At 39.2% G+C, this 13,565-nt stretch carries 12 protein-coding genes and 1 pseudogene; 11 read left to right on the top strand and 2 right to left on the bottom strand.

Annotation, left to right across the window (positions count from 1 at the left end):
• Positions 1-17: 17 nt before the first annotated feature.
• From nuoI to G0028_RS04490, 8 genes are all read left to right on the top strand, one after another.
• Positions 18-560, top strand: coding sequence for an NADH-quinone oxidoreductase subunit NuoI (gene nuoI / locus G0028_RS04455; protein ID WP_130073926.1), 543 nt, complete (start codon positions 18-20; stop codon positions 558-560).
• Positions 560-1,078: an NADH-quinone oxidoreductase subunit J gene (gene nuoJ, locus G0028_RS04460; protein ID WP_171457477.1), complete on the top strand. Its 519-nt coding sequence runs from the start codon at positions 560-562 to the stop codon at positions 1,076-1,078. The genes nuoI and nuoJ overlap by 1 nt, the downstream gene beginning before the upstream one ends.
• A complete protein-coding gene (nuoK, locus tag G0028_RS04465) occupies positions 1,078-1,386 on the top strand; it encodes an NADH-quinone oxidoreductase subunit NuoK (RefSeq protein ID WP_111860838.1) in 309 nt (102 codons plus the stop codon). The genes nuoJ and nuoK overlap by 1 nt, the downstream gene beginning before the upstream one ends.
• Positions 1,383-3,275, top strand: a complete 1,893-nt coding sequence (gene nuoL / locus G0028_RS04470) for an NADH-quinone oxidoreductase subunit L (protein WP_130073924.1) — start codon at positions 1,383-1,385, stop codon at positions 3,273-3,275. The genes nuoK and nuoL overlap by 4 nt, the downstream gene beginning before the upstream one ends.
• A gap of 1 nt (position 3,276) precedes the next feature.
• Positions 3,277-4,884, top strand: a complete 1,608-nt coding sequence (nuoM, locus tag G0028_RS04475) for an NADH-quinone oxidoreductase subunit M (RefSeq protein WP_180045877.1) — start codon at positions 3,277-3,279, stop codon at positions 4,882-4,884.
• 2 nt (positions 4,885-4,886) lie between these two features.
• Entirely contained in the window at positions 4,887-6,383 is a 1,497-nt protein-coding gene (gene nuoN / locus G0028_RS04480; RefSeq protein ID WP_130073922.1) for an NADH-quinone oxidoreductase subunit NuoN, read from the top strand.
• A gap of 121 nt (positions 6,384-6,504) precedes the next feature.
• Positions 6,505-7,140: a uracil phosphoribosyltransferase gene (upp, locus tag G0028_RS04485; RefSeq protein WP_130073921.1), complete on the top strand. Its 636-nt coding sequence runs from the start codon at positions 6,505-6,507 to the stop codon at positions 7,138-7,140.
• Between the two features lie 77 nt (positions 7,141-7,217).
• Positions 7,218-9,002: a hypothetical protein gene (locus G0028_RS04490; RefSeq protein ID WP_194088749.1), complete on the top strand. Its 1,785-nt coding sequence runs from the start codon at positions 7,218-7,220 to the stop codon at positions 9,000-9,002.
• Positions 9,003-9,041: 39 nt separating this feature from the next.
• Here G0028_RS04490 and gigC read toward each other — a convergent pair whose 3' ends face one another.
• Entirely contained in the window at positions 9,042-9,941 is a 900-nt protein-coding gene (gene gigC / locus G0028_RS04495) for a LysR family transcriptional regulator GigC (RefSeq protein ID WP_130073920.1), read from the bottom strand.
• Between the two features lie 167 nt (positions 9,942-10,108).
• On the opposite strand from gigC, the gene G0028_RS04500 reads away from it, so the two are divergent.
• Positions 10,109-10,870: a ferredoxin--NADP reductase gene (locus tag G0028_RS04500; RefSeq protein ID WP_180045873.1), complete on the top strand. Its 762-nt coding sequence runs from the start codon at positions 10,109-10,111 to the stop codon at positions 10,868-10,870.
• A gap of 69 nt (positions 10,871-10,939) precedes the next feature.
• On the opposite strand, the gene G0028_RS04505 is transcribed toward G0028_RS04500, so the two are convergent.
• Complete coding sequence (locus G0028_RS04505) at positions 10,940-11,362, bottom strand: hypothetical protein (protein ID WP_130073918.1); 423 nt, start codon at positions 11,360-11,362, stop codon at positions 10,940-10,942.
• A 154-nt stretch (positions 11,363-11,516) separates the two neighbouring features.
• On the opposite strand from G0028_RS04505, the pseudogene G0028_RS04510 reads away from it, so the two are divergent.
• Together G0028_RS04510 and G0028_RS04515 are read left to right on the top strand one after the other, a co-directional pair.
• Positions 11,517-11,651, top strand: a pseudogene (locus G0028_RS04510) (hypothetical protein); the annotation flags it as partial.
• 264 nt (positions 11,652-11,915) lie between these two features.
• A complete protein-coding gene (locus G0028_RS04515; protein ID WP_180045871.1) occupies positions 11,916-13,550 on the top strand; it encodes a mechanosensitive ion channel in 1,635 nt (544 codons plus the stop codon).
• Positions 13,551-13,565: the final 15 nt, after the last annotated feature.

Here is a 13,565-nt window from a genome sequence, read left to right on the forward strand (position 1 = left end):
ACAGCAGGGAGTACAAAATGTATAAAATTCTAGCTGGCGTAGGATCAATCGTTCGTTCGTTATGGATGGTATTTACCCATGCCACTCGTCCACGTGATACGATTTTATATCCTGAAGTTCCAGCCGAACAAATCGTACCTCCACGCTACCGTGGTCGTATCGTATTAACACGTGATCCTGATGGCGAAGAGCGTTGTGTTGCGTGTAACTTATGTGCGGTTGCATGTCCTGTGGGCTGTATCTCATTACAGAAAGCTGAAAAAGAAGATGGACGTTGGTATCCAGAGTTTTTCCGCATTAACTTCTCACGTTGTATCTTCTGTGGGATGTGTGAAGAAGCGTGCCCAACAACTGCAATTCAGTTAACACCAGACTTCGAGTTGGGTGAATATGTGCGTCAAGACCTTGTTTATGAGAAAGAAAACTTACTCATTTCGGGTCCTGGTAAATACCCAGATTACAACTTCTATCGTGTAACGGGTATGGCAATTGATGGTAAAGAAAAAGGTCAAGCGCAACGTGAAAGCGCACCTGTTGACGTACGGAGCTTATTACCATGATGTGGCCATTTTATTTAATGGCTCTCGTGGCCATTGTTTCTACAGTTCGTGTTGTGACCAATGCGAATCCTGTACATGCACTTTTAAGCTTAATCGTGTCACTGCTTGCCGTTGCAGGGATTTTCTTAACCATTGGCGCACCATTTGCTGCTGCATTAGAAATTATTGTCTATGCAGGTGCAATCATGGTGTTGTTCGTCTTCGTGGTGATGATGCTCAATCTTGGTCAACATACTGTTGATCAAGAGCGTAAATGGTTGACTTCTGATGCTTGGGCTTATCCAGCATTGATGAGTTTCTTGATGGGTTTGTGTTTGGTTTGGATGTTAGGTTCAGACTATACGCAAACACAACATGTTTTAGGGACGCAAATGGTCGGCCCTAAAGAAGTTGGTCAAGCACTCTTTACACACTACTTATTATTGGTTGAAGTAGCCGCGATGTTATTGCTTGCAGCATTGGTTGCAGCATTCCACTTAGGCAAACGTGAACCAAGTGCAGAAGAGGATAAACAATAATGGGCAATATCCCTTTAGAGCATGGTTTAATCGTTGCATCTATCCTTTTTGCACTCGGTTTTTACGGTGTAATGGTACGACGCAATATTTTATTTATGTTAATGAGCCTTGAAATCATGATGAATGCTGCTGCGCTAGCATTCGTTGTTGCAGGTAGTGCATGGGTACAACCAGACGGTCAAATTATGTTTATCTTAATTTTGACGCTTGCAGCAGCAGAGGCGTGTATCGGTCTTGCGATCGTCCTTCAGTTCTATCATCGCTTCCATCACTTGGATGTAGATGCTGCTAGTGAGATGCGCGGATGAGTACTTTATATTTAACGATTTTATTTCCGCTTATTGGTTTTATCCTTTTAGCGGCAGGACGTAATAAACTTCCTGAAAATGTCGCTGCGATTATTGGTGCGGGTTCAGTTGGTCTTTCAGCATTGTTTGCGTTGATCAGCGGTATGGCATTTATCAACAGCGGTGAAACTGTATTTGTTCAAAATTTATGGACATGGTTTAACGTTGGTGGTTTTGCGCCAGGTATTACTTTAAGTTTAGATGGCTTGTCATTGTTAATGATGGGCATGATCACGGGCGTAGGTTTTCTGATTCATATCTTCGCAACATGGTATATGCGTGGTGAAGAGGATTTCGCACGTTTCTTCTCTTATTTCAACCTGTTCGTAGCAAGCATGCTCGTGCTTGTATTGGGTGACAACTTAGCGTTGTTATTCTTAGGTTGGGAAGGCGTAGGTCTGTGTTCTTATCTATTGATTGGTTACTACTATCAAAACCCGTCAAATGGTATGGCTGCGATCAAAGCATTTACCGTAACACGTGTGGGTGATATTTTCTTACTCATTGCGATGTTCTTGCTTTATCAACAATTTGGTACTTTGCATATCGGTACAATCGTTGCCAATGCATCACAAGTTTTAGCACTTGATCATAACCTTGCGCTTTGGACTTCACTCATGTTGTTCTTAGGTGCTGCGGGTAAATCTGCACAAATTCCATTACAAACATGGTTGGCAGATGCAATGGCTGGTCCTACACCAGTATCTGCATTGATCCACGCTGCAACAATGGTAACCGCAGGTGTTTACCTGTGCTGCCGTATGTTCACTGTGTTTGAAATGACACCTGAAATTATGCAATTCATTGCGATTACAGGCGCAGTAACATTATTGGTGGCTGGTTTTGCAGCATTGGTGCAAACCGACATCAAACGTATTTTGGCTTACTCAACCATGAGTCAGCTCGGTTATATGTTTATGGCGGTGGGTGCCGAAGCTTATCAAGCTGGCCTATTCCATATGCTTTCTCACGCATTCTTCAAGGCATTATTATTCTTGTCTTCTGGTGCGGTGATTTTGGCTTACCATCACGAACAAAACATCTTCAAAATGGGTGGCTTGTTCTACAAAAACAAATTTTTGTTTGCATGTTTCGCCATCGGTGGTGGTGCGCTTGCAGCGATTCCATTCGTAACAATTGGCTTCTTCTCTAAAGATGCGATCTTGGGCGCAGTTTGGGTACAAGGTCAAGCAAATGCAGCATTTGGTTGGTTGTACTGGGTGGGTGTAGCAGGTGCATTCTTAACATCTATTTATACATTCCGTTTAATCTGGGTTGTATTCTTTGGCAAAGAAAATACGCCTTATCACGAAATCAAAGGTGCAACATATTGGTTACCTTTAGGTATCCTTGCTGTACTGTCAACAGGTTTGGCTTATTTCTTAAAAGCACCAGTGGAAAAAGCACTGACTGCTGCGCAAATTCCTGTATTCAATGTGCCAACTGAAGAATTGATGCACGGTATGCATTCTGCTGAATATACAGCAGTCGGCATTGCACTTGCAGGTTTAGTCGTGGGTGTTGTGTTGTTCGCATTTGCTTACCAAGCGGTAAAAGGCTTTGCTGCAACATCATTTGGTACAGGTCTTGCCAATATCTGCCGTAATGCATTTGGTTTCGATTCGTTATACAACATTGTATTTGTTCAACCTTATTTATTGATTGCAAAAATCTTAGGTCGTGATCCAATTGACGGTTTATGGCTCATGTTACCTGCGATTGTGAAAGGTGGTAATAAGTTTACAAGTACCCGTCAAACAGGTTCATTACGTGAATATGCATCAAGTATGTCACTCGGTGTAGTGGTATTGCTGATGATCTTGATCGTGATTCAGGTAGTGGGGAAATAAGATGGAAGCAAATAACTGGATTTTACCCGCATTAATTCTTGTACCTTTCATTGCAGGTTTTATTTGCTGGTTAGTCGATAAGCTCGATGAACATTTGCCTCGCTATATTGCACTCGTGGGGATGCTCATTACTTTGGGCTTAACAGGTGTGCTTTGGAGTCAAGGTGGTTTTACCTATGAGTTGGGACAACAAGTCCCAGCTTGGGCTGCACAATTTCAAGTTGAATGGATTAAATCTTTAGGGATTAATATCCATTTAGCGATAGATGGTCTTTCACTTTTGATGGTCGGCTTAACTGCATTACTCGGTGTACTTGCAGTCGGTTGTTCATGGGGTGAAATTCAAAAGAATGTTGGTTTCTTCCACTTAAACCTTTTATGGTCTTTAGGTGGGGTGATTGGTGTATTCCTTGCAATTGATTTGTTCTTGTTCTTCTTCTTCTGGGAGATGATGCTTGTACCAATCTATTTCTTGATTGCACTCTGGGGGCATAAAGGCGCGGATGGTAAATCACGCGTATATGCTGCAACCAAGTTCTTCATTTATACACAAGTTGCAGGTCTGATCATGCTTGTGGGTATCCTAGGTCTAGTGATCTATGGCTACATGATGTCTGGCAATATCAGCTTCAACTATTATTACTTAATGGCTGTTGCACGTACATTAGATGCTCAAGCACCACATATTGCTTATGCATTGATGATCTGTATGTTCATCGGTTTTGCGGTAAAACTTCCTGTTTTTCCATTACATGGTTGGTTACCCGATGCCCACGCGCAAGCACCTACAGCAGGTTCTGTCGACTTAGCGGGTATCTTGATTAAAACTGCGGCTTACGGTTTATTACGTTTCGTCATTCCGTTCTTCCCTGCAGCATCGGCACAATTTGCAGATATTGCAATCATCTTTGGTTTAATTGGTATCTTCTACGGTGCTTGGTGTGCATTCCAACAAACAGATATGAAACGCTTACTTGCGTACACATCTATTTCGCACATGGGCTTCGTGTTACTTGCACTTTATGCAGGTAATATTTTGACCTTCCAAGGTTTGATGATCATGATGTTGGCGCATGGTTTATCTTCTGCTGCATTGTTCATTATGTGTGGTCAAGTGTATGAGCGTTTACATACACGTGATTTACGTTTGATGGGTGGTATTCGTGGTCAATTCCAATATTTACCATTCTTCTTAATGTTCTTTATTGCGGCGTTGGTCGGTATTCCTGGTTTAGGTAACTTTATTGGTGAGTTCCTGATTTTGATGGGTTCATTTGGTAAATTCCCAATGTTTACCATCATTGCAGCGATCAGTTTAGTATTTGCGGGTCTTTATGGTTTAATCCTGATCCACAAAGCATTATTTGGTACACCAAATGAGCAACAAAAACAGCATTATACAGCTCCGTTAAAAGATCTTGGCGCACGTGAAATCGGTCTTTTGATGATCTGTGTAATCGGTTTGGTATGGTTAGGTATGCATCCACAAACATTCTTAGATGTTTCAAACTCAAGCATGGCGTGGATTGCAAATAGCTATATTCCTGTTCAAGAAGCCGTTGAAGCAACGCAGCAAGTTGTTTCTCAACAAAATGCGGGGATCCAATAGTCATGAATTTTACAATGTCATTTTCGGATCTCATGCCTTTGGCACCTGTCATGATTGTAGCTTTGACTGCAGTCGTGGTGATGATCTTAACGGCAATCAAACGTAATCATAATTTGATTGCAACAGCTTCAGTGGTTGGTTTAAACCTTGCGGCGCTTGATTTGATAATCATGATGTTTGGTGGTGCGTTCGCACCATCAAATGTGATGGGCATGTTTATGGTTGACCCATTTACATTGTTCTATCAATTGCTTGCGATTGTTGCTGCGTTAGCATGTTGTACTTTGTCACATGCATACATTGAAACCTATAAAGACCATCGTGAAGAACTTTATATCTTGATGTTGATCTCTGTTGCAGGGGCGATGTTAATGGTAGCAAGTTCGCACTTTGCATCGTTCTTTATTAGCTTAGAGTTAATGTCGATTCCGATGTATGGTTTGGTGGCTTATACACATCAACGTTCAAAATCGTTAGAAGCGGGAATTAAATATTTAGTTCTTTCTGCAACTGCGTCTGCAATGTTGTTGATGGGTATGGCATATATCTATGCATATACAGGTTCTTTAGCATTCTATGATGCTGTACCTGCATTGTTCCAAGTCATTCAACAACCAATGGTGATCTTAGGCCTAGGTCTCATTATCTTTGCAATTGGCTTTAAGCTTTCTCTTGCACCATTTCACAAATGGACACCTGATGTTTATCAAGGTGCACCTGCGCCAATCGCAACATTCTTGGCGACTGTGGCAAAAGTTGCAACGATTGGTTTATTGGTACGTTACATTTTGACTTCGGGTGCAATTTTAGTCCCTTCAATTGTGACAATCATTACTGTAATTGCAGTACTTTCAATCTTGGTCGGTAACTTCCTTGCTGTACGTCAAGTAAACTTAAAACGTATTTTAGGTTATTCTTCGATTGCACATTTTGGTTATTTATTGATTGCTTTAGTCAGCACAACCTATGCAAGCTTAGGCAGTGTAACGGTTTATATTGCGACTTATACATTAACAACGATTGGTGCTTTTGGTGCAGTTGCTTTGATGTCAAGTCCATATAACAATGTTGATGAAGCTGAATCACTTGCAGACTATCGTGGTTTATTCTGGCGCCGTCCAGTATTGACTGCAACTTTAACTGTGATGATGTTATCTCTTGCAGGTATTCCATTAACTGCGGGCTTCATTGGTAAGTTCCTTGTGGTGATGTCTGCTGTGACAGCTCAAAACTGGTTCTTAGCTGCAATGATTATTGTGGGTAGTGGTATTGGTTTATATTACTATTTACGTGTGATGGTTGTGATGTATATGACCCCACCTGAAAATCCTCGTATTGATGCTGTTGATCATTGGGGACAAAAAGTCGGTGGTCTTATGGTTTTAGGTGCAGCTGCTTTAGTCTTGATCATTGGTGTTTATCCAGACCCATTGATTGACTTAGCGCTTAAATCTGAAATTTTATCACCTATTCATATGATGCTAAGCCAACAGCAATAATCTATCAATACGATTTGTTTTAACAAAAAAAGCCCTCAAACATTGGGGGCTTTTCTTATATCTTATATAAAAAACATTTATAATAGTGAATATTTACTTTTATCCTTTTAGGTGTACTCCCGTGTCTATTCAAGAAATTCGCCATCCACTTATTCGTCATAAATTAGGTTTATTACGTCGTGCAGATATTAGTACTAAGAATTTCCGTGAATTAGCGCAAGAAGTCACAATGCTGCTTACTTATGAAGCAACTAAAGATTTACCTGTATGTGATCATGAAATTGATGGTTGGAATGGTAAAGTGACTGTAGATCGTATTGCCGGTAAAAAAATTACAGTTGTCCCTATTTTACGTGCAGGGATTGGCATGTTAGATGGTTTTCTTAATCTAATTCCAAGTGCAAAAGTCTCTGTACTCGGTTTAGAGCGTGATGAAGAAACTTTGGAAGCACGCACTTACTATAAAAAACTAGTGCCTGATGTACAAAATCGTTTGGCGATGATTATTGATCCAATGCTTGCAACGGGATCATCTTTAGTCGCTGCAATTGATGTGCTTAAAGCCAGTGGTTGTAAAGATATTCGCGTCATGGTACTTGTTGCTGCACCTGAAGGAATAAAACGAGTTACTGAAGCACATCCTGATGTGACTATTTTTACAGCTTCAATTGATAAAGGTCTAAATGAAAATGGTTATATTGTTCCTGGTCTAGGTGATGCAGGCGATAAAATTTTTGGTAGTGTGCAAAAAGACTAAAATTTAGTAATATAAAAAGGAAGCTTTATGGCTTCCTTTTTTGTCGGAAATTATTATAAAAATTAGAGAATTGATTTATGTTCTATAAGGGGATCGTGGTTCAATATGATGTTGAAGAACAGAAGGGTTTTATTGAACTCGTTCAAGATCAACGCATCATTCATTTTCATTTGTCTGATTTCCCAAATTCAGACATTCCGCCTCAGCTAAATGAACGAATTAAATGTGCGGTTTTAGAAAGTGCTGATCAATTGAGCGCCAATTGTATTGTACGTTTAGATATTAAAAATGCGACTCAAAAAGTACAACATACAAAAACCTCTTATACTTCACAATTGATAGAAGAACAGCATGTTCAGTCTAAGCGTATGAGTCGTAAATCTACGCTTGCTAAATTGCGTTTGTTAAATGAAAGTCGTACAACAGTTGAAGCAGTTGAAGCAGTTGAAGCAGTTGAAGCAGTTGAAGCAGTTGAAGCAGTTGAAGCAGTTGAAGCAGTTGAAGCAGTTGAAGCAGTTGAAGCAGTTGAAGCAGTTGAAGCAGTTGAAGCAGTTGAAGCAGTTGAAGCAGTTGAAGTAGTTGAAGCAGTTGAAGCAGTTGAAGCAGTTGAAGCAGTTGAAGCACAAAACAATATTGCGGAAGTGATTCGACAGCTGACACCACAAGCAAAATTGCAACTGAATGAATATTTATCATCAGTTCCAGCAGATGATGTAGAACGTGAAAGCTCCTCACATCCACAGATTAATGAAACTTTAGATCATCGTCATGGATCTAAGATAGATAGAGATTCCTCAATAGCAATAGCATCAAGTGATTTAGAGCAAGCTCCATTACCCGATACAGCACTTTCGAGTACAGCATTGCTCGATGTAGAGTTACAGCCCTTAACCCACGCTTTTTTGAAAGATGATCAAATTCAAGTTGATATACCGTCTTTAGCACAAGATAGCATTATACAAGAGGTTAATTCCAAGGATGCTGTCCTAGAGGTTGAGGCTAAAGTATTAGAACCAGTTCAAAGTATAGTGATCCATGAAATTGATGTTTCTCAAGCTTCATCAAATTTAAAAATTGATTTAGATCATTCTGTTGTAAAAAAACAAGATATGCCTATATTTGAGCATCATCCACCACAGCATAATATCAACGATGATATAGAGAGTGCTTCATCTGTTAAGCAAGAAGAGTTATCTTTTCAAATTATTGAAAATGTAGATCTCGCTGAAAAAGTCATACAAATTACGGATGAGCCTTTTACTGAGTTAAAGACAGGTGACGAAGTACAAAAAAGTATCATGATGCCGTCTGAGCATCCGATTGATGTCTCGAAGCAGCCTGAAATTATACAAGAACAACCAAGTCTAGAAGTCTCTTCAGATCAAATGGAAAAATTAACACATTACAATGCTGTGCCTGAACAGTCTAAAGTGGAACATGAAAATGTTACATCCTGTGCTGTGAGCAAAACAGAGTCATCTGAAATCTTAAAAACAATCGATTTAGATAAGGCAGCAGTGACTAAAAGTGATGTAAAGCAAAATAATATAGAGACAAGAGTAGCGAAGGAGCAAGTACTGAAGGAAATATCAAGTTTTAAAGAAAACTCGGTATATCTAAATCTAAAAACCCAAATTTTATATGGCAAATGGCAGCCCATCAAAGAAAAAAAACAACGTAAAATTTATGTCAATCCACTTTATTTGATCGCTGTGATTATCATAGTGCTTGGTGCAACCGTGAGTTATTTGGCATATCAAAAATATCAAAAGCACCAACAAGCGCAAGAGGCTAAGCTGAATTTATATAAATTAGAGCAAGAAAAGAAAAATGCTGCACAAAAAAATGCTGCCTTAAGATAATCGGCAGCATTGATCATTTTAATCTATACCATGATGAGGTTAATGCGTATGGATTTCGACTTGATCTTCACAGAACTGCAAGAATGAACGTAAACCTGGACCTTGATATTTTTGGCGATGTACCAGCATATATAGCGGGCGAGTCAGTGTCCAAAAAGGTGTTTTTAAAATAACCAATTGTTGTTTTTCTAATAAAGGCTCAATGGCTAATTTAGAAATACACGATACTCCTAAACCACCTGCGACAATTTTTAGAATAGCTTCATTGTGTCCAAGTGTTAAACGTATATTGGCATCAGGAATATCTTGTAAAATCGCATTATCGAAGACTTCACGTGTTCCTGAACCTTCTTCACGTAAAATCCATTGAACAGTATAAAAATCCTCAGGGGTCAATGGACGATTTAATTTTGCCAAAGGATGGTTGGACGAGCAGCACACAGCGAGTTCATCATCACGCCAAGGAATGCATTGTAACTGTGGTAAATGACATGACCCTTCAATGAGTGCTAAATCTAATTGAAATTGATTGACTGCCTCAATCATTTGACGGGTATTACCGACTTGTAACTGTAAATGTGCTTGTGGGCGGATTTGTAAAAAATCGGCCATTAGATCAGGCATTAAGTAATCACTGATCGTGAGTGTTGCACCAATACGTAAGTCGATACTTTGTAATTCACCTTTGGCCGCTTGTTCAAAAGATTCACAACGACCTAAAATTTCTAAAGCTTGTGGAAGTAAAAAACGACCTAAATCATTGAGTTGTAGTCTTTTTCCTAAGCGGTCAAATAAAGGTGCACCCAACCCATCTTCAAGATCTGCCAAAGCCATACTGGCAGCACTTTGTGTCAGCCGCACAGCATCACTGGCTTTGGTTACTGTACCTTCTTGAGCGACTGCTACGAAAACAGCCAGTTGACGTAAAGTCATGCGCATGTGAATAGCCTTAAGCTGAGACGTTTTTTCATAAGCTTTAAAAATCCATTTAATTGGTGATTTATGAACAAAAAACTGGATTTGATGAAAGAAGTCAATTGAAATAAATACGATAAATTATCCTGACATGCTACCATGAGCATAGTCATTCATGCCACGTTGAAATCATGTCAATTGAAAAATTTAGTGTAGAAAAGGTTTTATCTGTACACCGTTGGACCAATACTTTATTTAGCTTCACCATGACACGACCCGCACACTTTAAATTCACCGCAGGGCAATTTGCACGTATTGGGTTAAAAGTTGCAGATGATTTGGTGGTGCGCGCCTATTCTGTTGTTTCTTCTCCGTTCGAGGAAACCTTAGAGTTTTTTTCGATCGTTGTACCAGATGGTGCATTTACTTCTAATTTACAACATCTACAAGTGGGAGATGAATTGTATTTGGAAAAAGTGGCCTATGGTTTTTTAACTTTAACTCGCTATCAATTACCTTTGCCGCATGATTTATGGTTGTTGGCGACAGGAACGGGTTTAGCGCCTTTTATTTCCATGCTACAAGACTTTGAAACTTGGCAGAAATATCAATTTATTACGCTTGTTTATAGTGTACGTTCAGCAGCTGAGCTGGCTTATGTAGACCGTATTCAAGAAATCGTTGAGACTTTTGGGGAAGGGCACACAGGCTTTAAATTTGTGCCGATTATTACCCGAGACCCACAGGCTGCTTTACATGATCGTTTGCCAATTTTGATTGAAAATGGTGAATTGGAAAAGGCAGTCGGTTTAAACCTTAGTCCTACAACGACACACGTGATGTTGTGTGGAAATCCACAAATGGTGGATGACACCAAAGATGCTTTAAAGGCACGTGGTTTGAGCATGAATAGACGTGGTGAAGGTAATATTGCTGTAGAAAATTATTGGTAGAATATTTCTAAAGCTTAGATTTTAGAATGAAGAGCATTTATAGATGATATAAATGCTCTTTTTTGATGCTTAATGTACGAACATATCCATAAATTCACGTAATTCATAAATGGCAGACTCCATGTCCGTACTGAGCCATGTAGGTTCAAAAAAACCAGAATAAAACTCTAAACGCTCTTGTGGAACAACGATGCGAATCGGACATTCTTCTTCAACCAAACGCCAAGGAATAATCGGGACTTCTGCATCTAAAAAAGGCGCAACATTACGAATATCAATAATCATGGCATTAATACAGTCAGGAAATGGCATGACGGATAATTCTTCAGTACGGCGGCGAAAATATTCTAAATCTCCCCATTTGAGAACATAGCTTTGCTTTGTAAACTCAATGATCCCAATTAAATGTTCATCACGTGTGGTATGCAAAAAGCATTGATGAGTGACATCTGTGTCTAAGTCTAAACAGACACTTTGCCGTTGATAAGCCATATTGTCCATAGCCAAATAAGAGGGTCATTAGTATAGCTGATATTCAAAATCTTGCCATGAAATAGACGCTTTACTTTCATTTAAATTAATTTACACACCGCAACATGATCACCTGATAGTATAAAAATGCATCACATGGAGAAGGAGTATAGAAATGAAACATGACTTTTCTAGACCAGCACATGTTATAAGTACTGAAGAGACCACACAGAAAAAACGTTTACCTGTGTATATGCTGATTCTTGTGGGGTTATTTCTTGTTGCTTTAGTTGTGTATATGCTTGCAGATTGGATGTAAGCTCATTCTGTTTTATAAATTATTGTTTATTATATTTTTATATACTTAAACGCTGAAAATTCATAATCGAAAACCCTAAATAACTCTAACAGCGTTCAGCTCGTTAGAGTTTTTAAATTTTATATTTGTTGTATTTATGCTGCTAAAAATTGAATAAAAAAACAACACAAGATAACGTGAGGGTGTGCTTTAAAAATGATCAAACGAAATTGAATTAAGCCACTTAAAACCTCAACATAAAAAAGGGGATAACAAATGAATGAATTTTTAGTTGCGCGTGGTGGTCATTTAGATGCCCTGTATTATTGGGAACAGTTTCAACCCATTATTGCTGCAATCGTCATTTTATTGGTGGGATGGATTATTGCACTGATTATTGCAGCAGGGATTAAAAAGATATTGACCAAGTTAGGCACAAACCAAAAATTGTCTAATGCGACAGGTCATCGTTCAAATATTGAAAATATTGTCTCGAGAGTTATTTTTTGGGTAGTGATGGTGATCGCGGTGATTGGTGCATTAAATGTACTCAATCTGAGCAGTATCAGCAGTCCATTTAGTAACATGATTCAGCAATTTTTATTGTTTATTCCACAACTTCTTGCCGCCATTGCGATCGGTTTTGTGGGTTGGATTGTTGCCAATTTAGTCAAAGTCGGGCTAAAAAATTTATTAGACCGTACTCAGCTCGATGAAAAGCTGAGTGCAGAAGTCGGTGTAAATCCAATTAGTCACAATATTGCAGATATTGTTTATTGGTTAATCTTATTGCTTTTCCTTCCCATTGTACTGTCAATTTTAGGTCTACAAGGCTTATTGATTCCTGTGCAAAATATGGTCAATGAGGCTATTTCTTATTTACCAAACATTTTCATCGCGGGTGTGGTTATTTTTGTTGGTTATATCTTAGCAAAAATTGTACGTGGCATTGTAGAAGGGTTAAGCAATAGTTTAAATCTACAAGCGCAAGCTGAAAAAATTGGTTTATTTAAAAATGGGAGTTTATCTAAACTACTAGGTTCATTTGTTTTTGCCATTGTGATGATTACGTCATTGATTGTGGCATTTGAAGCATTAGGCATTCAAGCGATTTCTCAGCCTGCTACTGCAATGTTGGCTGAAATCATGAATGCCATTCCGCATATTATTGCGGCAGGTCTGATCTTAATTGTGGCATATGTTGTTTCTCGCTTTGTTGGGCGTTTGGTTGCTGAAATCATTGCAGGGACAGGTGTAGATGAGATTCCTGCAAAACTCGATGTACAGCGTTTTCTCGGTCAAACCAAAATTTCATGCGTGGTTGGTTATCTGATTGTATTTTTTACCATGCTGTTTGCTGTATCAGAAGCAGCCAACCGTCTAGGCTTCGAGCAAGTCAGTGGCTTGATCTCGATGTTTATCCAGTTCGGTGCGGATATCTTACTCGGTGCTGTGATTTTAGTAATCGGGTTTTGGTTGGCAAACCTTGTGGCAAATGTGGTGCAACGCGGTGAATACAACAGTTCACGTTGGTTAGGTAATTTAGTTCGTATCCTGATCATGGGGCTTGTCATTGCAATGGGTCTACGTGCAATGGGTATTGCTGACTCGATTGTAAATCTAGCATTTGGCTTAACTTTGGGTGCAGTGGCAGTTGCGTTTGCTTTGGCATTTGGTTTAGGTGGTCGTCAACCTGCGGAGCGTGTATTGACGGATTTGATTGATAAAGCAAAGAAAGAAGGTAATAAACCGAATCCTTTGGCACAAAAATCAACAATAGCAAATCCTGTAGAAAATCAAGTAACGACTGATACACCGACCATTGAATCTGAATATCAATCTACTTTAGATCAAGTAAAGCCTGCACTAGATTCAAATTCTGATTATCCGTTGAAAGATGACCTGAATTAACCTGTAATTTATGAT

It is taken from the genome of Acinetobacter piscicola (assembly GCF_015218165.1).
In the GTDB taxonomy this organism is placed as follows: Bacteria; Pseudomonadota; Gammaproteobacteria; order Pseudomonadales; family Moraxellaceae; genus Acinetobacter; species Acinetobacter piscicola_A.